Here is a 21,652-nt window from a genome sequence, read left to right as displayed (position 1 = left end):
TGTTTTACTTGATCCCCTTCTCCTTCACATAGGCTTTCCATTGTTTTGTATATTCGGTTTGAATTTTCTCTAAGCCAGCTTGGTTCGCCTTTTGCATGAAGGTCTCAAGACCTTGATCAACGTTGTCGATCAGTCCAGCTTGGAGCGGGTACAGGTATTGCTTCTCAACCTGTTCCAACGCTGCTTTTTCTGCTTGGTAGGTCGTATAATCCTCTGCAAAGCCGGTAAACAGGTCAGGCTTCTGGATTTTATCCAGCTCAGCAAAAATCTTCTTCACACGGTCAAAACCTGAATCAAATAACATGTATTCCGGGTTACGCCAAGCCCAGCTGTTCATACCTTCCCGTGAAAATCCATTCGTACTACCGCTACCTATCATTTGATAGTAACCATCTTTGACTTCGTAGTTTTTGCCTTCGATACCATATTGCGTAAGCAGGTTATAGCGTTTGTCTGTCACCAGCTTCTCATAAAAGGCCAATGCGCGGGCTGGGTTCGGGCTGCTTTTTGGAATTGCAAAGCCATTATGAATCGGATGCACCGGAGTTGCATAACCCGTTGTCAGCGGGAATGGATAGTACTCAAGCTTCCAGTCCGGGTGGGATGCTTTGAGCTTAATGACCATGTCATTAAAGCGGGTTGGATTGTCGCCGAAAATACTCGCTGCTTTACCAGAAGTGACTTGATCCTGAAGCGTATCTTTTACGTTTAATACGTTTTTAGGAATGAATCCTTTATCAGCCCAGCGTTTGTAAGTATTCAGCTCTTCTTTTTGTTCATCTGAGCCCCAATACTTATATACCTCTGTTGGTTTTTCATATTTGATACCAATGCCATAAGGCAAAGCACCCACACTCTTTGTTACTAATTCGGTATATCGATCATGCAGATTTCCCTTGATATCGCTGTTCAGAGATACGGTTTTCATATTTGGCTCATGCTGACGTATCCCATCCATATAAGCCTCGTAACTTTTGATATCGGTCGGTTTAGGCAAATTGTACTTTTCGCGTAAATCCTCACGCCATACAAAACCGTTTGTGACATATTCTTTATACGTGCCAGGTACAGTATAAATTTTGCCTCCGATTTTAACCCCATCCCACATATCCTGAGGTACAAATTTTTGCAAGGCAGGTGCGGCCTTAGGCAGCAGATCGTCTAACGGCAGGAAAGCGCCCTTCTTGGCATAGGCCTGATACTGCGTCCAATCTGCAGTGAAGATCAGGTCGATAGGCTGACCCGAAGACAATAACAGCTTATATTTTTGATCCCAGTCGGTCCACGTCGTATAGTTAAATTTGACGGTGGCATTCAGATCTTTTTCTGCCAACTTATTGATCTCTGCCTCAATGGTAGGCAGATCCTTAGGAGCATCACCCAACATATAAAATTGCAGCTGTACTTTTTGGGATTTATCATCCTCTCCATTTGCTTTTTGTGCGCTGTTTCCGCTACCGCCTCCACATCCAGCTAAGAGCGCCATGATGACCATTACTGCAATCAGGATGGACATGCGTTGTTTTCTTTTCTTTGTGAATGTCATGTGAATCCTCCCTTTGAAATGGTAGTCTGTTTTAATAAAACCCTTACAAAAAGTGCTGCTTGGATGGCACGCCGTCAGCACGTCATGCCATCCCAGCTCTGTAGTGCCGCTTTATCCTTTTACCGCACCAATGGTCAATCCCTTGACAAAGTAACGCTGAATGAACGGATACAGTAGTAAAATAGGACCCGTAACCACGATCGCCATTGCCATTTTGGTCGACTCTGTCGGCATATCGTTGGAAAGGGACACGCCGGTACCTGCACCCATTTGAGCGATAAATTGCATGGAGTTAATTACATTGTACAGATAATATTGCAACTGGTATTTATGCGGGTCATTAATAAAGAGTGAGGATGAGAACCAGTCATTCCAGTAAGCCAAGGCCAGAAACAGCCCCACAGTGGCAATACCCGGTGTAGATAAAGGCAGTACAATTCGATAATATATTTTAAAATCACCCGCACCATCAATTTTAGCAGACTCGAACAGCTCTTCCGGCATGGAGGAACGAATGAAGTTTTTCATCAAAATGATCAGAAATGGAGTCATTAATCCTGGGAAAATCAACACTGTGTACGTATCTAGCAGCCCTAAATACTTCGTCAGCATAATGTACCAAGGTACCAAGCCGCCTCCGAACAACGTCGTAAAGTAAATATAGAATGAAAACGCATTGCGGTATTTAAAATCTTTACGCGCCAGCACATATCCGGCCATCGTCATCAGGAACAGGCCCAATGTCGTGCCTACAACCGTGGTAAAAATCGTCACCCCGTACGCCCTTAACACCTCTTCAGGAAAGGTGAACACCGTCCGGTATCCTTCCAGCGAGAATTGCTGTGGAATAAAGTGATAACCATCCCTGATAATCGATTCATTACTGGTTAGTGAAGCCGAGATAATAAGTAGGAACGGAAGTAAACAAGCAATGGATGCCACAATGATAACCACATAAGAAATGACTTTAAAAATCCGAGTGTATACATCCTCTTTGATCGCCATCCGTTTCGGTCCTCCTTTCTAGAATAAGGCATATTCGTCGTTCAGCTTGCGGATGATATAGTTCACGGTCATGATCAGTACAAATCCGAACAAGGATTGGTACACGCCTGCCGCCGAAGCCATACCCACATCAAAAGTCACTTTCAAGGAACGATACACATAAGTGTCCAAAATATCTGTCGTATTGTACAGCACTCCGTTATTACCAATTAACTGATAGAATAGATCAAATTGTCCTTTCATAATACTACCCAGCGCAAATAACAACAGCACAACGAATGTTGACTTGAGCATAGGAACGGTAATGTACCAGATTCGTTGAAAAATGTTAGCTCCGTCTATTTTAGCTGCCTCATAATATTCGTCACTGATCCCTGTAATCGCTGCTAGGTAGATTACCATACTGTAGCCGAGATTTTTCCACAAATAGAACAGGATAATCAAGAAAATCCACACCCATGGTTTGTTATACACATCCACGCGTTCACCGCCGAATTGCAGCAGCAGCGTGTTCAGAAAACCATTATCATAATTAAATATGTTATACACGATGACACTTAGAATAACGAAGGAAACAAAATATGGCAGAAACATCACAGATTGAGTGATCTTTTTAAAGTAGCGACCTCGCAACTCATTCAGTAAAATGGCAAGGACAATCGCTAACACGTTGCCGAGTAAGATAAAAGCCGCGTTGTATCCAACCGTATTCAATGTCAATTTTGTCAGCGTGCCGGATTGCCATAGAAAGCGAAAATTCTGGAGTCCGACGAACTGGGCCTCAAAAAGGCTGGTATTGAAGTCGAACTGGGTAAATGCATAATAGATGCCGACCATAGGAATGTATGAATTTATGAAGAAAAAGATTAAAGTGGGCAACAACATCAGAAATAATACTCGATTGCGGATCAGTTCATAGAAGAAACCGTGTTTCCTACCTGTTCCCAGCCTACCGTTCAAGCGGGAATCCGTCGTAAGCAGTGCAGAATTTTTGGGCATAGGCTGATTCAATGTGAGTCACTCCCCCTCTATATACATTACCGACTGCAAGGTTTGTAGCATCGCCGCCGTATAACTATATAGTATGTAAGCGCATTCAAATGAAAAGTGAAGCCTCTCATGCTTCATGAACAAAGGAGTGTCTAGAGGAGTGAACAATTCGGATATTTGTGAAGTTTTGTGTAATAAGAGGCGCCTGATCGACGCCTTAAGCCTATTATAAAGCACATTTGGACAATCTGCTCTATTCCTTTTGTCCACCCTGAAAAGTGGTTTCATCTTGTTTCACATGAAATCCAATTTTCTTGGCCTGCTCCAGCAACTCAGCAGCATTATCCTGCGGCTTATATCCGATTCGTTCTTCCAAGTAGCCAATATCATAATAATTATCCGTATTGGCTGATGTCCCATACAAATTAAGATAATTCATCTCTGAAGGGGCCTCGATACAGCAGACGGTCAGATGGATCATATCGCGCTCAGAGATCCAAATATGAGCAGCGCGCTCCGAATGCGGTCGATCATCCCCAGGAAAATTACCGATACGGATATTAATTGAAGATATTTTGCCCTGATCGGCATACAGCCGTCCTAGCAGTTCAATATAGCACTTACTCAATCCATAAAAACTATCTGGTCGGTAGGGATCTTCTACATCTATGGTTTCGCCTACTCTATAAAACCCCGTGGCATGATTGGAACTGGCAAAAATAATGCGTTTTACCCCATTTTTAACCGCAGCTTCATACAGCTTATAAGCTCCGCTTACATTGCCAGACAGCACTTTGCCGAGAAAGTCCCCTTCATCCTTAATCCATGCAAAATGTAGTACCGTATCCACTCCGTGTGTAAGCTCAGCCAATCTTGCAGCATCATGTATATCCAGTTCGACAATCCCTGCTTCTTCATCCCTCCTTACATCTGCGGCGGTTATTTTATATCTTCCTTCCGCTTTTAGCCCTTCATAGAGTACTTTCCCAATTGTGCCCGCCGCTCCTGTAATCAACAATTTCCGTGCCATCGTCCGCATCTCCCTTCTTCTTTGACAGTGTGCCGTCATCCATAGCTTAACCAACTACCTAGAGAGGGAACCTTGTTACTATCATTCACTGCATTCTGTTACCTATAAAAAAGGACCCTGCTACCTGAGCAGAGTCCTTACTTGTTGCTTTTTTTAAGATATTAATTTCAAGCTTGCCGTACTACCCTCACTCTGCGATTAACCAGATAAATGCTAAAGCCGATTAATACCAGACCGATTAGCAGAAAAGCCGTAATCGATTCGTGAAGCAGCATAGAACTGACAAATACTGAAATCACAGGCACCAAAAACGTATAGGAAGCGACCTTACTGGCATCCCCCGAATTGACCAACGTGAAATACAGCAGCCAGGATAGTGAAATTCCCAGCACAGTTCCGAATACCAGCCCTGACACATACGGAACATTCCACACGATGTCCGACCAGCTTTCCGTAACCGATCCAGCTCCTGTTAACACGATGCCTCCAAGTGTACATTGAAATGCGACCAGCCACAACGAATCCACACGCTGGTTGACCTTTTTCACATATACGGTTCCCAATGCCCAGCTCACTGCTGTAATAATGGCGATAATTACACCTGCGATAGCCACATGTCCTGAAAACCCTCCGACACTGACAGCTGCCACACCTAGAAAGCCAATGATCAATCCAATCACCTTGAGTTTGGACATTGATTCTCCCAGCCACATCCATGCAAAAATGCCGACTAGCACCGGCTGAAGATATACCAACACAGAGAACAAGCCAGATGGAACATACATCAGACCCACTGTTTGCAAACCATAAAATAGGACTACGTTAAAAATACCTGAAATAGCATACACCCGCCAATTTTCTTTCCAGCGAATACGATTCCATCTCGGTGCTAAAATCGCTCCCAATAGCAGTCCACCCAACAGTGTACGTAGCCCTGCAAACAAAAGGGGCGGCGTGTATTCCAGTGCAACTTTATAGATGGGCCAAGAAATGCCCCACAATACAACCAGTAGCGCGATCATCATTATCCGCTTGGCTGTCGTTAACTCTCCCATGATGCTCTCGCTCCTCTATGAAAAAAATCACTAGATTTTATATATTACGCCTACAAGACAACTTTATCAACAGAGGAATCCAGTCAATTGCCTATGTTACAATGTATCCAATAGATAGAACTTATAAGGATAGGAGGTTATCAGCACTTGATTTATTTCATCAAATTTCTATACAGCTTCGTGCTTCCTCCCGGTTTGTTTATCCTCGTGATGGCAGGGCTTGTAATCTGGCTATGGAAACGGGCGCGTAAACCTGCGATTGTACTGCTCCTTGTCACATTGCTGCTGTATATTTCATCGACCAATTTGGCTGGAGATGTGTTAATTCGTAGCCTAGAAAAGCAGTACCCACAGCCCCTTACTGTTCAAGGGGATGTTATTGTCGTACTTGGGGGCGGAGCTACAGAGGGAACTCCCGACATCAATGGACAAGGTAATCTGCTAGGGTCTGCGGCCAACCGACTGCTCACTGCGGCTAGACTGCATGAAGCAACAGGTCTACCTATCCTTTTTTCCGGTGGACAAGTGTTTGGAGACAGTGGTAATGAAGCGAATATTGCGCAGAGGCAGCTATTAGGACTGGGTATTCCGGCAAAGGATATCTTCATCGAAAATCGTTCCTTGAATACACAGCAAAATGCCGTATATACCTCCAAAATCCTAAAACAGCACCAGCTCACAAAACCTATTCTGGTGACCTCCGCATTCCATATGCCACGTGCTGCAATGGAATTTCAGCGCGCAGGTATGCAAACGACAGCTTATCCAACCGACTATCTGGCAAGTGAAAAATTGTCACTGTATGCTGCCAAGCTCTCACCGTCTGCTGGGGCCATATCTACAACCGGGACAGCCCTCAAAGAGTATTTAGGAATTTTGGCATTAAAGCTTAAATAATGTTGATACACAGGTGTAAAACGGACACAGCACAAAACAAGCGTCTTGCGCCCGCAGTTTATAAGCTAGTAAGCGATCAAGACGCTTGATCTACCATTACATATTCTAATGCAAGAAAATTTCCGATATTTGTTCTTCTGAAATAACTTTAAAGCCTTCCCTTTTTAACAAAGCCGAGGTTACCCCGTTGCCTGCGATTTTACGGTTTTCGAATGCCCCATTATAGATCGCTGCCGACCCACAGGACGGACTATTTTCTTTTAAAACAATAAGTGACGCGTTAACCTCTCTGGCTATATGCAGAGCTTCGTACGCACCTCTAATGTACTTATCACTGACATCATTGCCTGAAAACTCGATCACCTTAGCTGTGCCACTCAGCACATCCTCCCCTGTCCCTCCAACAATCTCAGCAGGCTCTCTCGGCGTCATAAAGCCCCCAAGTAGCTCGGGGCAGATCGTCATTGCCTTTTTTTCCTCTACCAACTTCTGAATATGTACATCCAGGCTATCCGTCCCGTTATATCGCACCTTCATGCCTGCCAAACATGAACTTACCAGAATCATTAGTTCACCTCATATCCATTGCTTTCATATTAAGTAATTAAAGTATAAACAAATTTCCTCGTAGAGTCATCGTTCAAAATGTAGACTTGATGTCTCTCTCTAACGGTTGTTGCTTCTGCGGGCATCCAATAAACCAAGTGAAATCTTTCCTTAGATAAGGATGTCGTGCAATTGATGACACACTCATGATCCTGCATATTGATAATGCTCCTGACGTTTTGAATTATGTATTAATGCTGCTCAAGAAAGATATCCGTCAATTTGTTACGAAGCAGTTTTCGGAGTACAGGCACGGATGGGCACCTGCCTACATACAATAAACAGACCGCAAGCCTGGTAAGTAACAAAGGTCGTAAGTTCGCAACTACCTCAGGAGGTGTCATCCGTGCCCGGACTATTTAGTGCTATCGCTCTGTTCATCAAGGAATTGACGCTACTCGTTTCCTACGTGAAAAACAACGCCTTTCCGCAGCCATTGACTGAGAAAGAGGAAGCTCGACACCTAAAGCTGTTTGCCGAAGGCAACGCACATTCCCGTAACACACTTATTGAACATAACCTAAGGCTGGTGGCCCATATTGTGAAAAAATTTGACAACACCGGCGAAGATTTGGAGGATCTTATATCCATCGGCACCATTGGACTGATCAAAGCTATTGAAAGCTTTCAGACCGGGAAAGGAACAAAACTGGCAACATTTGCAGCCCGTTGTATAGAAAATGAGATCCTGATGCATTTAAGATCCCTGAAAAAAACACGTAAAGACGTATCTCTCCACGATCCTATTGGGACTGACAAGGAAGGCAACGAGATTACTTTAATTGATATCCTCGGTTCCGAGGCGGACGATATTGTAGATAAGGTACAGCTCAAAATCGAGAAGAGCAAAATCTATCGCAATCTGGATATTTTAGATGAACGTGAAAAAGAAGTGGTAATTGGCCGATTCGGCCTGGAAGCCGGAGGAGAAGAACGAACACAGCGGGAAATTGCACGAGAACTGGGAATTTCTCGCTCGTATGTATCACGAATTGAAAAGCGTGCGTTGATGAAGTTATACCATGAATTTTACAAGCAGAAGGGATAATGAATAAACAGATACCTACCTAGAACTTTTGACTATTTGGAGGCCCTATAAAGGGCCTTTTTTCATGATTTGAATTTCAATTTGTTTTCCTTTTTTCTTAAATAAGTACTAACTTTTTTCTAAATATGACAATGGAAGTGGGGAATAGACTATCGTATCTCCATCCTCATCTCGTTTTAAAATAATAGCGAACTCAGCACCATTACTCTCATCGCCTCTTGGCAACGGGAAGATCATTGCGGGACAACGCAACTCATAATTATGAGGAAATTCTTTTTGAAAATCCTCTAAAGCATAATTCAGAATTGCATCTATTTTATCGGTAAGCACATGAAATCCACCTATTACAAAATCATTGGACTCTTGGGAAGCGGTATACTTCTCAAATAATTTGGTTTTGTATTCCTCAACAGTATTAAAACAAACTTCCCAATCCAAAGGGAATACGCCATCTGCTAAATAATAAGAGTATATTTTCATATTCCATACATTCTCCTTCTCGCACCTAAAATAGTTATTTATATTGTTTCTCTCAATCTTTTTCGATATAAATTAGCCTAGCCTTGAGAATGAGCTTGTTAAAGACCCGAAAATAGCACCCTTTTCTTATTTCCTCCTATATCGTTTGAATTTTTTAATTACGTAGGTTCTTATCCCGTCCATTGCTAGTATAGTTCATGAAATAACTGGTTGCTATTATAATGTTTGGCCACTCATTTATGATTATGCCTTTTTTAATTAAGGAATACATTCATTGAGAGTTTCATATAGATCATATACAACAACATATTTAGCAAATTAGAAATAATAACCAGTGTGATTCCGAAGTTATCCGCTGTAAATAGTATTCTAAGCTGACTAAAAGAGGGCACTGTCACAATTTCCTCTCCTACTTCGGGGTACCGTCGTAAGATTAAATCGGACCACACTTCAGATACAAATTCATCGTTGCTTTTCAATTCAAATCGTGGCAGATGACTAATCGACTCAGATCGCTTTTTGCCAACTGCCTCTGCATCTTCTTCTTGCTTCCGGGATGCGTAAGGGTAGAGCAGATACATACCAAAATGATATAGATGAATATCTATCTTATTGTCCATGAGCTCGTCCACCAGGTACTTGAGCATTATGAGACGGTCAGGCTTCTTTTCGGCATTCAAAAAGATATCATATCTGTGTCTCAGGTTTCGAAAGAATCTTTCCAGGTATTGGTATACATATAAAAAATCCCCCTTTTTAAGTCCTCAATTATTGGCATACATATCGACCTGCACCCGGCTGCAGGCTAGCCACTTCTCCAATCGATCAAAAACCTTAATTTCAAATCCCGATTCATTTCTCCATACTTCAAACCGGATGTTCTCCTCTACCGCCGGCCCTCCAATTGTAACTTGATCTCCTATCAGCATACCTTCAAGATTAGCTTTTCGACTTAGGCTTAGTTTCATAAAACTCATCCTTTCCTTATTAATTAAGTCCAACTGATCGACTCCACAGCCCGTAGCAGTTATTCAATCAATCTTTACTTGTTGCAGGTGTAAGGCTTTTGCCGAAGCCCAACCGCCGATGACAAATTGACATCGGACAATTTGTCCGATATAATCAAAACAAAACGGACAAACTGTCCGAATTTATAATATGAAGGGTGAAACTGGGATGTATATCAAAAGGTTGTATTTTTTACCTGTAGGTGAATGTTTCCTAGATCAATCGGCAGTTAATCGAACCCTTGCCCCCGGGAAATTAGTCGGAATGCCTGTGTGGTCTTTTCTATTGGAAACGACCAGCGGGCCGATACTCATCGATACGGGAATGCCCGACGCTTTTATCAACAATCCCGATTACTACAAGGGGACTAGACGTGAAGGGCGCGTCGTCCCCAGCATGTCTGACGGCGACTCGATCGTAAATGTGTTAAAGCGTGTCGGTTATCGACCTGACGATATTCAAATGGTCATTAGCTCCCATTTACACTTGGATCATTCTGGGGGAAACGGGCATTTCCGCAATACGCCGATCCTTATTCAAAGGGCAGAGTATGATGCGGCCATAAACAATGAGGATTACTCTCCATTAGAGTGCAGGCTGCCCGATTTACAATATCAAATCATTGAGGGTGACCATGAATTGATTCCGGGGGTTCAAATTTTATTCACTCCGGGTCATTCCCCTGGCCATCAATCAGTCCTTGTCACAACGGAAAAGTCGGGTCCAGTGCTACTGACAATTGATGTTGCTTATACTCGGGAGAACTTCGAGAATAGCGTACCGTTCTTGACATTCGATCAAGAGATGGCTGCCAAATCGATTACTCGCATGCAGGAGTTAATTCAGGATGTTCGGCCGTCCTATGTTTTCTTGGGACACGATAGAGATCAGGCGCAAAAATGCCGCACCTTTCCTGACTTCCTGTAATGGAGGAACAGGCTATGGATACTCAATCAATGGCTTTATCCGGCAATGAGCGGAAATTAATGGGGACACTTTGCTTGCTCATTATTTTCGGAAACATCAATATGACCATGTTTAATTTGTCTATACCTTCGATTTCCGCTGACTTTGCCCTGACCTCCTCGCAGGTGAGCTGGGTTATGGTCGGTTACAGCATTTTGATGGCTATCGGCGCCGGTACTTACGGCAAGTTAACGGAGTCCTTTTCCTTTCGCCAGCTGTATGTCATTGGTTTAATCCTTTTAGCTTTCGGCTCTATGATCGGCTTTTTTGCAGCTTCATATTTGCAAGTCATCATTGGAAGACTGCTGCAGGCAGCAGGGGCCTCATCCATCTCTCCCCTGTCTTATGCGGCAGTAACCCTGTATTTTAAGCCTACAGTCAAGGGACGGGTGCTGGGAACCTTATCCGCCACAATCGCCTTTGCTTCCGGCTTCGGGCCTGTGTTCGGCGGTTTCGTGGAGCAATACTTTGGCTGGCGTGCTTTGTTCATCGTGTCCAGTCTGAGCCTATTTGTTATCCCTTTGATATTCAAGTATGTTCCTGACAAGAAACACGCCCGCGGTTCATTCGATTTTCTCGGAGCTGTTTTGTTCTCCGCGGGACTGGCGTTGGTGTTGCTAGGGGTTACGAACTATTGGTTTATGCTCATTGCAGGAGCAGCAGTTCTTCTATGGTTCGGTACTCATATTCAGAAAAAAGAACATCCATTTATCGATGCATCTTTCATGAAAAATGCTCCTTACCGACGAATTCTAGGGATTGGATTCCTTACCTTCGTATGCAACACGGGGTTAACCTTTACTCTTCCTGTCATGATGAAGAATTCCTTTCATCTACCAACTAGTAAAATCGGTCTGCTGATGCTTCCCGGTGCCGTCTGTGCAGCCTTGCTCGGATCCCGGATCGGAGGTTGGACAGATCGTTTCGGAAGCTCCCGCGTGCTTGTCATATCGCAAAGTCTCGTCATCAGCGGATTTATACTACTGGGGGTATCCGTACATTTGCCGCCATGGATCGACGCTATATTGATCATTATCCTTATGATTGGATTCAACGGTGTCCTCACCTCTAGCAGCAATTTAGTTTCGACGACACTCCGTTCGGCTGAGCTGGGTGTGGGGATGGGTATTTTCACACTGGCCTATCTCCTAGGCGGAGCATTCGGCCCTGCGCTGGTCGGCCGACTGATTGATCTAAAGATGCCTTTTTTTGTTGTTTATTTTACCATTTCCCTGTTGGCAATCCTGACATACTTATTCGCAAGAAAAGCAAATCCTAGCGGAAGCTATGGTAATTAGTTTGGTAGACTTACGACATGTCCGAAAGATATGGAGGATGAATAGATGAGTAAATTAAATTCCCAACTGTCCTTTGCTGCTATTCATGAGCTGGCCGAGGGGATCCGAACAAGGAAAATATCCCCGGTAGAGATTACAGAACATGCGCTTCACCGCATCGAACGTTTGAATCCGAAACTGAACGTTTTCGTTACCCAAACGTCCGAACTGGCGATTGAACAAGCGAAGCAATCGGAACGCGATATTATGCATGGTCGGTACAAAGGGCCCCTTCACGGGATTCCCATCGTTCATAAGGATCTATATTACACTAAAGGGATCCGAACAACTGCCGGTTCAAAAATATTGAACAGCTTCGTCCCCGATTACGATTCGACGGTTGCAGCTAAGCTACATGAGGCTGGAACAGTTCTGCTAGGCAAAGTACAGACTCACGAGTTCGCTGCGGGATTGACAACAACTAGCCCGCACTTCGGTCCTTGCCTCAATCCGTGGAACACTGAACTTGTAACGGGAGGTTCAAGCGGCGGTTCGGCTTCTGCTTTAGCGGCTGGACTTACTTATCTGGGCACAGGCTCGGATACCGGAGGTTCGATCCGCATACCCGCTGCTTTGTGCGGTGTCGTAGGGATGAAGCCGACGTACGGTCGGGTCAGTCGGTATGGTATCATTCCAATGGCCTGGTCATTGGACCACCCGGGTCCGTTAACCCGCTGTGTCATGGATGCGTCCCTGTGCTTGGATGTGATGTCTGGCTTCGATCCAAAGGATGAATCGACTGTCGATCTGCCTGCGCCAGGTATCAAGATGTATCCGAATGGTCTCAGGGGTGTGCGTATCGGATTGCCGACAAGCTACTATTACGAGGATTTGATGCCGGAAGTGGAAGCTGCGATGAAGGCCGCTATCAATAAATTCCGAGAACTGGGAGCAGAAATCATCGAAGTTAGCCTGCCCCTGATCAAACATGTTAGAAGTGCGACGATGGCCATTATGATGACGGAAATGTACTCGTACCACGAGAAGTGGCTTGAGACAGAATTGGAACAGTATGGACCGGACGTCCGAATGTTTCTTGAAAGCAGTAGAGATATTCCGGCTTCCATTTACCTTCAGTCTCAGCGGGCCCGGCAACTAATTGTCAATGATTTTTTGAATGCATTGTCCGGAATCGACATCTTGTTGACGCCAGCAACACCGATCACTGCGCCGCGTGCAGATGATGATGCTAGTGTATTCAGATTGAACTCATTTACGCTTCCGACCAATTTGACTGGCTTGCCTAGCCTGAGCATGCCTTGCGGCTTCTCACCTTCCGGTCTGCCGATTAATATGCAATTGATTGGCCGCCCCTTCGAAGAAGCAACAGTACTAGGTATCGGCAATACTTATGAAATGAATACAGACTGGCACAAGAGACATCCGGATTTGTAAGCCTGACTATATTTGATGGAGGGTAATCTATGGATCAAAAGCAATTTAACTCTGAAGTTAGCAGGACCGAAACCGGAACAGATACGACGAGCGACAAGAAAAAAGCATACGAGCAGTTTATTCATACGATCGCAAGTTTAAAGGAACTGGACCTATCGGGCATTGAACCACATTTGCCTCCAATTTACAAAAAGCACTATACCAAGAAATAAAAAAAAGCTCATCGGTCACCCAAATGAATGTATTTTTAATTTTTCACGAAATGTATTATAATTATGAAGACGGACAACATGTCCTATACACGAAAAACGGACATATTGTCCGTTTTTCGTGTTAAATAACAGTTAAATTAATGACGAAGGGAGATGTTTATGGTGAATTCAGAATCGCAATCTGTCTCTCTGAAAATTCCCAGAGAGGAGTTAAACCGAAGACGAATTTTGGCGGCGGCTAGAGAACTTTTCATCAAAAACGGTGTTTACAATGTCAATATGCATCAGATTGCGAAGACTGCTGGAGTAGGACAAGCAAGCCTATACCGCCGCTACTCGGATAAGGGCGACATATGTCAGGAGATCGCGTATGAAGAATACCAACCTTTGTTTGATGAAGTTCAAGCATTTCTTGATCAATCCCCAGAAACCGCTGCCTTGGACCGGCTTTACCATGTAATCGTAAGATATGTCTCTTTTTTAGAAGCGAAAGTTCCTTGGCTCTGTGAGGTCAGCCGGGCCTCAACCGGGCATCGTCCGTTACAATCTCCGTTATGTCAATGGATGCGCAATATAAGCAGAAATCTGCTAAATGAGGCCGTTGAACAGGGAGACGTATCCGGGGTGGACATTTCATATACTATTGAAGCCCTGCTGGCCGTGCTTCACAATATCGATTACCATCTCCAAGATGAAGGCTTTACAAGCCAACGAGTTCTTGATGGATTACACCGCATATTTATTGAAGGTTTAAGAGCTAATAGACATTAATTGAGGGGCCACAAAGCCACATAACATGGATGAGGGATAGTCCTGCGTAACTCCTCTTTTTATCTCATAATGGTATATTGAATGTACAAAGAAACCATATCCTTTCAAATGGTCGGGTGGTACCTCCATTTTACCCAGGAACGGTTTCTTATTGTTTTACAATTGGAGAATAGGACGTCCCTAGTCATTTTTATGACTTATGGGACAACCCTTTTTTTCTGCCAATGACTGCTATGCGAGTTGAAGAGATTTGTACAGCACTTGGGGATTTTATTAAAATTTAGTCTATCTTTCTCCTTACGGATATACAGTAATACTTCGGGCATAGATTTATATAAAGTATGGTAAGATACCCCCGTGTATTCTAATACTGTACAAACTGTTATCCGGCCGGCTTTTTGGAGCAAATCGGAAATCACGAAGTCTACATCAGCCTTATATTTATTGATTCTTTCCTGTCTTAGTTTCTCTTTAGTTTCTTCTATTTTTGAAGTTATTTTATTGTTTAATTCGTTATAATTCGTGATTATATTGCTATAAGACATCCCTAAAAATGTGACTACATCCCTTAATGTAATTTGTTCATGATCGTGTGTTTTGATGTACTCATTTGCAAGTGACCAAAGATATTTTTCCTTTAACTTTTTCTTATTGTGGTTTTGCTTTCTAATTGCTTTAGAGATTCTATTACCCAGTCCGTACTCCCAAGGCAGAAAATGGAATTTTTAGATATCGAGCAATTGCCTTATGAGATATTTTAAGATTTTCATACACAAATGTTTGAAGAGCTTTCTCCAATTGATCTACAAGTTCAGCACTGTTATAATTCTGACGTTCTATTGTTTTCCTTTGATAATGTTCTTTATCTAATAGGGCATTAAATATAAAATACCGTTGCACAGCAGGATCAAATAAATAATAGTAGAACGTTAATATTCCAACCTAAAATCGCTCTTGAGTTCTGTAGTAATCCGAGTTTACCCTCCCAATTTAAAAGCTCTCTAAAAATCTGTACCAAATCACTACTACATGTTCTGGTTGGACCGAATTTTTTAGATAACTCCCTTGACAAAAGCTTATTTTTATTTAAATATCCCATGATCTTGTACACAGTATTATTGGACCTTCCTAGTCGACGTGCTATTTCACTCACCGATTGTGTATTCTTTAGAATCTCCCGTGTTCTCTCAATCATACCAACCCAGTCATTAATTGATTTCCACATGTTATCTGAGGTATCAATCCCTTATTCTTATCCAACATACTGTACAGACGGAATGCCTATTATATTTCTGACCTTGTACCATATGTTAGCATATATAGAATATATATAGTAAATAGAAACACAAAAAACCAATAGAAACAAGGGGTTTTGTTTCTACTGGTTTAAAAATGTCTCAAACATATACCCAAAAATGTCTCAGTTATCAACCAAATCAGTCTCAATTATTACCGTTACTCACAGCCCCCCTCCCTAATTTTGGTTATTTCATTTGAAGCATATTATAAATCATCTCAGCAGCTTCCGCACGCGTAACTTCCTGTTTGGCACGGAAGCTGCCATCTGGATATCCTTGCACTAAATTAATCTCGGTTAGGCCAAGCACATCCTTTCTGGCCCACTCAACAATTTGAGAAGAATCTGAGTATACATTGCTTTCTTGCTGTGGTGTAGCCTTAATAATATTATTCACCATTTTAGCAGCCTGCTCCCGGTTTATGACCCGATCTGGACCAAATACTTTGCTACTAAAACCTCGAGCGACTTGATCCTTAATTGCTGTTTTGAGTAGATCAACGTACCACGCCGATGGATTAATATCCTCGAATTCTAGAGCCATATCCGTTTCGAGCGGTAATTTTAGAGAACGAACAAGCATCGAAGTGAATTCCATACGTGTTACAGGTCTGTTTGGTTCAAAAAGCGTGCTGGATGTCCCCTTCACTACGCCCAAATCGGCAAGCGCATTTATTTTCTCTCTATTAAATACCCGCTCGATGTCACTAAAATGATTTGGCTTCGTCTCGATTGGTAAGCCTTGAAAGAACTCTGTTTTTGTTTCTGTCGGCTCCTCTACAACAGTCTGAATCGGTTTTGCACTCCCTGCGCCTCCTGCTCCACCACCTGTATCCACAGTGTTCCCTGTAGTTTTGCCGTTTGCTTGTTTTGCCTCCGTGCGTTTTCCTTGACTATTTTCTGCCCAAAGTTGAACGGTATACAATTGCTTCTCTCTCAGTTGTCTCCAGATAAAACCTCGATCCTTGCCACGATATAGCTCAGTTCCTTCTTCACTGGCGAGGACGAAAATATCATTTTCATGTTCTGACTCCCAATGGATGATAAATTCTCTATTGGTTGTTTCAATCTTCGAAAACGCAAATGCTGGAGACGGTAGCGTCTCCACCTCACCTTCTGTTCGCTTACCTTCACCGCTTGTGTTCACTGGCTTAACAGTAATACGAGACAATGTAGAACTGTCTAAACCGTCTACTTTAAACTCGTGAGCAATCGTATGACCAATAAGCATCTCATTTTTATAGACATTATAAGCATCTGCACCTGGAGCTTCTTGCCACGTAATAAGCAGATCGGTATCCGTTACGCTTTTAACAACCAAGCTACGATCTGCTATTTGACCTGGCAACGCGCGATACGTAAGAGGAGTTATGCCGCCTTCTCCCGTTGTATTCATCGCCTGTATACTAAACGAGTAAATTATACCGGGCTGGATGTCTGAAAGTATAATATTAGCCTTTCTAGTGTCAAAAATTTCTCCTGTATCTTTGCGGATTACAGCATATTGTGAAGTGCTCTTGATTTCATCCCAGGTCAGTGAAATCCTTCCATTCCCAAGTTCCGTGACTTTTACATTTTGTACCTGAGGCGGAAGCGTCAGCAGTTGACCCAACGCTGGTGGGCTGTAACCACTGCTGTTCCCACTGCTCACTTGAAAATCGTAGTTTTTCCCACCTGCTAAACCAGATACAACTACCCGTGCTTCCGTACTATAATAATTTTGACCGTTGATTGTTACCTTATATTGAGTTGCCCCATCAACCGGAGCCCATATCAATGTGGCATTATGCTCGCGAACATCTACAGCTGCAAGTTGTATAGGTGAATTAGGTAGTGTTAATACGTTGATAGATGTATCCCGACCCGTACCACTTCGATTGTAAGCCCGAATTTTAATATTGGCAGATCTGCCTGCTGGCAAGCCCTCAAAAGTATATGAACGGATACCACGCGGAATCTGCACCTTTGGTTCATCGTTAACATTCAAGATGTACCCTTCAGCCCCCTGCACATCTTGCCACGCTACACCGACAGAATATACATCCTTGGTTACACTTGAAAGTGTAGTTACCCGATCTGGCAATGTCATAACGCCGAGATGAGCGTAGTCTCCAAATCCTGTTGCATTTTCGGCAGATATACGATAGCTATACTCCGTTCCCGCCTGAAGCTCAGTATCGGTAAATTCTGTATACACATCGTTATAAACCGAGACCTCGTCTCGCTCAAGGGCGTAGTAGGTGGCAGTGATTACAGAATTCCACTTCAAGTCGATTCCATCTTCTCTTACGGTTACATTTCGGAATCCGCTTGGGCTGTCTGGTAGACTTAAAAAAGATACATGCTTTGCTGCCCCCTCTCCCGTGTCGTTTATAGCGGATACAGAAACTTCGTAATACTTACCAGGCTCCATTCCCTTAATTGAGTTATACACATCCTGTGTAACCGTATCCTTAAATATGATTTCTCCCGTACTTGCGTCCGCTGCTGTAATACTATATTTATTAGCTGAAAATACTGGCGTAAAGTCGGCCATAATTTCTGCTGAATGACGAGAGACTGGTCGCAACTGGACGTGATCTGGGGCATCAGGTAACGTTAATACATGCACTCGATTGGAATACGCATTGCCACCTACATGATTACTACAACGCACTTCATACTCATATTCATGTCCTCCTAGTAGCCCTCTATCTGTAAAAGAATTGGTGGGATGGCTAACATCCCAAACCTCATTTGTCGTTACATTCCGGACTGTATAGACATAACCATCGTTAAGACCAGAGGGTAGAGTCCAATGCAAATCAACCTCTGTGTTGCGTACAGATGTTGCCGAAAGCACAACCGACTGCGGTTGCTTTTGAATGCGAAGTGCACTGCTGACCGTTTCGTAGATGTTTCCTGCCTGGTCTTTCACCTTCGCATGGACATACCATTCACCTTCATTTGAAAGATCCAGCTGGACTATGGGATCGGCTGCAGTCTCCCAGTTTTCTGGTGAATCGGGACTGTTCGTGACTTTATACTGCATTGTCGATGGTTCAATCCCCGAATGCTGGTCAGCATATTGTATCTTCACGTCAATAGGGGTATCCTTCCATTCACGCGAGTTGGGTGTCAGTTGGATGCTCGGCTGTTCCAAATCGATATAAGTTTTTGCAGTCACCGGAACGCTTCGATTTCCAGCTGCATCTACAGCCTGAGCAGTTACTTCTACAATCCCCGAACTATTTAATATTCCCGATGAACCAGGCACATAAGCGCCAGAGCCCAATTGATATTCATAATGTACGGCTGTAGTATCCGTTGCACCTGAGAGCGTAAATTGTACTGGCTTATTGATATATCGGGTAGGATTCGTTACCTCAGAAAACGCAACTTTCGGAGGGGTTGGTTTGGTACGATCAATCAGGGCCGATTGAGTTACAATTAGACTAGACACATCAAGATTATTGATCGTCCGCGCTGATAGCTCATAACTCCCTTCTGCATTCAATGTAAAAGTGCTATTGTATGTCAGCCACTCCCCTGTTGGACTCAAACGATACTGCGTCATCTTAATTCCATTTGTAGAGTCACTCCCTGACTCAATGGTAATATTCACATCACGGTTTGTTGGACCTGTTTCGCTAGCCCGTATAAGAGGAGCCGTCGGCCCCTTTTTATCAATCGTGACTTCTTTGCTTACCTCCCGGCTCACATTACCGACGCTATCGATGGAACGAGCATATATCGTGCTTTTGCCGTCTTGATTCACATGAAACACTCCACCGTAATCCTGCCAATCCTGATTCACAACGCCGGTCAAACGAAATTGAGTATGAGCTAGTCCAGAATAATCGTCTGCACCCGGTTGTAATAAAACGGCATATTCATTACTGTTTCCTGTTACGTCTATATTGGGGGGAGTGGGTGGCATCCTGTCTATCCGGGCATTCGCGGAAGAAAGACCACTATACTGGTTATTCACATCCACTGTACGAGCATAAATTGTATTTACACCATGGTCATAAACAGTGAAAGGCCCGATAAATTGCTGAAATGCTCCTCCATTCAGGCTATATTCATAGTGTTTTAATCCTTCAGGAGCTACATCTCCATCGATCCACACGGTTACAGGCTTTTTGGTCCACCCTGTAACAGCTTGTCCCCCTGCGTCTGCGTGAATCTGGGGTGGTTTAGGCATCAAGTCTGATTTGGGAATAATACGGATTCCAAACCTGGATATTTCATTACTTGTCTGTTGACTAGTTCCCATCGCTCTGAAATATCGAACATCCCTTAATGTAATAGAGTCGGTGATATCTATCCATTTTCCCTGGTAATCGCTATTGGCATAGAATTTCGTTACATTAGTCCATGTATATAAATTCGTTCCGTTAGGTCTCCAACTGTCGCCTGCTGCGGCATTTGATGTATATATATCGGTATGATAAGACCCCTCAATGTAAACAAAAACCCTGTAATCAGAAGTCTTAATAGATCTTCCAATATCAATAAAACGATTTGTCGGCTGTGTAGTCCCATCACATTTATACCTTGCCGAACCCATGCCAGTGTATACTTCCGTTGCTCCTATCCCACTTCCTGACCAAGAGCCCCAACTGTCGCCCCCATCTGGCAAATTGTTTTGGCAAAAAGGGCCTCCAATGATTTCTTGGGTAGCAGCTGATACCCTTTCCGGGAATATAGGAATGATCATCAATAAGAGGAGTAAAGCCAGTGCTCCATACACCCATTTACCGTGCTTCCTAACCCTTCGTTTATTTTTTCGATACATATCACTTCTCCTTACTTTATTTTATTTTCAAAGATTTCTACGTACTCGCTTTGACTAAAATAGAAAAAGCACCCCAAACCAAGGCAATAATGCCTGAGTTTGAGGTGCTTCCTCAAGTTCACGAGTATGTTTTGAAGCTATTATACTTCGTTCCAAGCAGGATGTAAACAGAACAGCAAAATGAACTGTAATAAATTTTCGAATTTCTCATCTCAGCGATCGTTTTGAAGTTTTAATCAACCTGAACACCCAAGTTTCGAAAAAATCCCCGCATATTCTGCATGTAAGAGTCCTGAGCAGGAGAAGATTCCTTAAGAAGATTTTGCATACTGTTCATAAACGCAGAAGCTGAGGATGTATCCGCTTTGTCAAACTGATTCGTTAATTGTGGTTTATTTAACAGCTCTTCAGTCTGTTCTGTACGCTCTTTGTATTTATTAATCCAATCGGGGTTTTGAGGAACCTTTTGTGCAAAACTCAACAGCTGGCTTAATCCATTTCCTCCACCTTTGATGTCATTCATGAACGCAGTATATTTTTGAGGATCTACCTGTTTCATCACTTCCGATAGTTTAACGTAATCCTCAGGGGCACCTATCGGACGATCTATTGGAGTCGTGTAGCTAATATCCCCGGTCTCTGAATCAATGGTTCGTGTCAAGGCAATACCAGCTATCTGGTTCATGGTTTTCATAAATTCCTTGGCTTTATCGCCTTCCATGTAACGATCTGCAATATACTTGGATTGGGAAACTCCCATTTCCAGCAGCACCGCGCGCTGCTTCTCATCCGTTACCGTTCCGTCGACGATTAAATTGGATTGAATCATGTTGTATACTGCATTGGACACTTCTTCCGGCTGATCTTCCAAAACTCGGTTTAATGCATCATTGATCTGTGTTGTGCCAAAATACTTGGCAGCATGCGACACGATGGCCCCTTCAGCCAATTGTCTGCCGGCTTCACTAATCTCTACAGAATCCTGAACGACGAACCTGGAGAGTTTTTCTTCATGTAGCTGGGGGGATGGAACTTGCTTGCTTGCCGGATTGATCCGTAAGCTACTAGAGCTAAGAACCGCTTGTTGTGCTCTAAGAGGTTCAAAATTCATCCTGTTTCCTCCTGTCATGTTTGTAACAGGCAATCTAAGGCGTATGTACAATCTAATGTAACCCTGTCGCTATATATATCGGACAAAGCATATATGGAATGAATATATGCTTTGTCCT

Annotated in this window: 18 protein-coding genes; 7 read left to right on the top strand and 11 right to left on the bottom strand. The window is 43.3% G+C overall.

Features of this window, described 5'->3' with window-relative positions; translation table 11 throughout:
* Positions 1–4: 4 nt before the first annotated feature.
* From KSP24_RS01890 to KSP24_RS01870, 5 genes are all read right to left on the bottom strand, one after another.
* Positions 5–1,546: an extracellular solute-binding protein gene (locus KSP24_RS01890; RefSeq protein WP_025675178.1), complete on the bottom strand. Its 1,542-nt coding sequence runs from the start codon at positions 1,544–1,546 to the stop codon at positions 5–7.
* Positions 1,547–1,657: 111 nt separating this feature from the next.
* On the bottom strand, positions 1,658–2,551 hold the full coding sequence (locus tag KSP24_RS01885) for a carbohydrate ABC transporter permease (RefSeq protein ID WP_013372217.1): 894 nt from the start codon (positions 2,549–2,551) through the stop codon (positions 1,658–1,660).
* An 18-nt stretch (positions 2,552–2,569) separates the two neighbouring features.
* The gene (locus KSP24_RS01880) at positions 2,570–3,562 is read right to left on the bottom strand and encodes an ABC transporter permease (protein WP_040103275.1); all 993 of its coding nucleotides are present in this window, start codon (positions 3,560–3,562) and stop codon (positions 2,570–2,572) included.
* 232 nt (positions 3,563–3,794) lie between these two features.
* Positions 3,795–4,571, bottom strand: coding sequence for an NAD-dependent epimerase/dehydratase family protein (locus KSP24_RS01875; protein ID WP_025675177.1), 777 nt, complete (start codon positions 4,569–4,571; stop codon positions 3,795–3,797).
* Between the two features lie 167 nt (positions 4,572–4,738).
* Entirely contained in the window at positions 4,739–5,626 is an 888-nt protein-coding gene (locus tag KSP24_RS01870) for a DMT family transporter (protein ID WP_013372220.1), read from the bottom strand.
* Positions 5,627–5,773: 147 nt separating this feature from the next.
* Between KSP24_RS01870 and KSP24_RS01865 the strand changes: the two genes are divergently transcribed.
* Positions 5,774–6,523 (top strand): YdcF family protein, encoded by a 750-nt coding sequence (locus KSP24_RS01865; RefSeq protein ID WP_216974338.1) that lies wholly within the window; start codon positions 5,774–5,776, stop codon positions 6,521–6,523.
* Positions 6,524–6,628: 105 nt separating this feature from the next.
* On the opposite strand, the gene KSP24_RS01860 is transcribed toward KSP24_RS01865, so the two are convergent.
* Positions 6,629–7,090 (bottom strand): 2-thiouracil desulfurase family protein, encoded by a 462-nt coding sequence (locus KSP24_RS01860; RefSeq protein ID WP_216974337.1) that lies wholly within the window; start codon positions 7,088–7,090, stop codon positions 6,629–6,631.
* Between the two features lie 385 nt (positions 7,091–7,475).
* On the opposite strand from KSP24_RS01860, the gene sigK reads away from it, so the two are divergent.
* Complete coding sequence (sigK, locus tag KSP24_RS01855) at positions 7,476–8,177, top strand: RNA polymerase sporulation sigma factor SigK (protein WP_013372224.1); 702 nt, start codon at positions 7,476–7,478, stop codon at positions 8,175–8,177.
* Positions 8,178–8,285: 108 nt separating this feature from the next.
* Here sigK and KSP24_RS01850 read toward each other — a convergent pair whose 3' ends face one another.
* The 3 genes from KSP24_RS01850 to KSP24_RS01840 form a co-directional block, all read right to left on the bottom strand.
* A complete protein-coding gene (locus KSP24_RS01850) occupies positions 8,286–8,657 on the bottom strand; it encodes a hypothetical protein (protein ID WP_040103272.1) in 372 nt (123 codons plus the stop codon).
* Positions 8,658–8,911: 254 nt separating this feature from the next.
* Positions 8,912–9,277 carry a hypothetical protein gene (locus KSP24_RS01845; RefSeq protein ID WP_225683670.1) on the bottom strand — a complete coding sequence of 122 codons (366 nt, stop codon included), beginning with the start codon at positions 9,275–9,277 and terminating at the stop codon, positions 8,912–8,914.
* Positions 9,278–9,421: 144 nt separating this feature from the next.
* Positions 9,422–9,625: a hypothetical protein gene (locus tag KSP24_RS01840; RefSeq protein ID WP_040103860.1), complete on the bottom strand. Its 204-nt coding sequence runs from the start codon at positions 9,623–9,625 to the stop codon at positions 9,422–9,424.
* 208 nt (positions 9,626–9,833) lie between these two features.
* Here KSP24_RS01840 and aiiA point away from each other — a divergent pair, with 208 nt between their 5' ends.
* The 5 genes from aiiA (at position 9,834) to KSP24_RS01815 (ending at position 14,346) form a co-directional block, all read left to right on the top strand.
* Positions 9,834–10,592, top strand: coding sequence for a quorum-quenching N-acyl homoserine lactonase AiiA (gene aiiA / locus KSP24_RS01835; RefSeq protein WP_064962077.1), 759 nt, complete (start codon positions 9,834–9,836; stop codon positions 10,590–10,592).
* A gap of 14 nt (positions 10,593–10,606) precedes the next feature.
* Complete coding sequence (locus KSP24_RS01830; protein WP_216974336.1) at positions 10,607–11,929, top strand: MFS transporter; 1,323 nt, start codon at positions 10,607–10,609, stop codon at positions 11,927–11,929.
* Positions 11,930–11,974: 45 nt separating this feature from the next.
* The gene (locus KSP24_RS01825; RefSeq protein ID WP_216974335.1) at positions 11,975–13,363 is read left to right on the top strand and encodes an amidase; all 1,389 of its coding nucleotides are present in this window, start codon (positions 11,975–11,977) and stop codon (positions 13,361–13,363) included.
* A gap of 29 nt (positions 13,364–13,392) precedes the next feature.
* Positions 13,393–13,575, top strand: a complete 183-nt coding sequence (locus tag KSP24_RS01820) for a hypothetical protein (RefSeq protein ID WP_216974334.1) — start codon at positions 13,393–13,395, stop codon at positions 13,573–13,575.
* A 159-nt stretch (positions 13,576–13,734) separates the two neighbouring features.
* Positions 13,735–14,346 (top strand): TetR/AcrR family transcriptional regulator, encoded by a 612-nt coding sequence (locus KSP24_RS01815; protein ID WP_013372237.1) that lies wholly within the window; start codon positions 13,735–13,737, stop codon positions 14,344–14,346.
* A 1,484-nt stretch (positions 14,347–15,830) separates the two neighbouring features.
* Here KSP24_RS01815 and KSP24_RS01810 read toward each other — a convergent pair.
* The gene (locus tag KSP24_RS01810; RefSeq protein WP_216974333.1) at positions 15,831–20,423 is read right to left on the bottom strand and encodes a fibronectin type III domain-containing protein; all 4,593 of its coding nucleotides are present in this window, start codon (positions 20,421–20,423) and stop codon (positions 15,831–15,833) included.
* 232 nt (positions 20,424–20,655) lie between these two features.
* Entirely contained in the window at positions 20,656–21,534 is an 879-nt protein-coding gene (locus KSP24_RS01805; RefSeq protein WP_216974332.1) for a hypothetical protein, read from the bottom strand.
* Positions 21,535–21,652 lie beyond the last annotated feature (118 nt).

The sequence above is a fragment of the Paenibacillus sp. AK121 genome (assembly GCF_019042715.1).
Classification (GTDB): Bacteria; Bacillota; Bacilli; order Paenibacillales; family Paenibacillaceae; genus Paenibacillus; species Paenibacillus polymyxa_C.
This window is presented reverse-complemented; position numbering and strand designations above follow the sequence as displayed.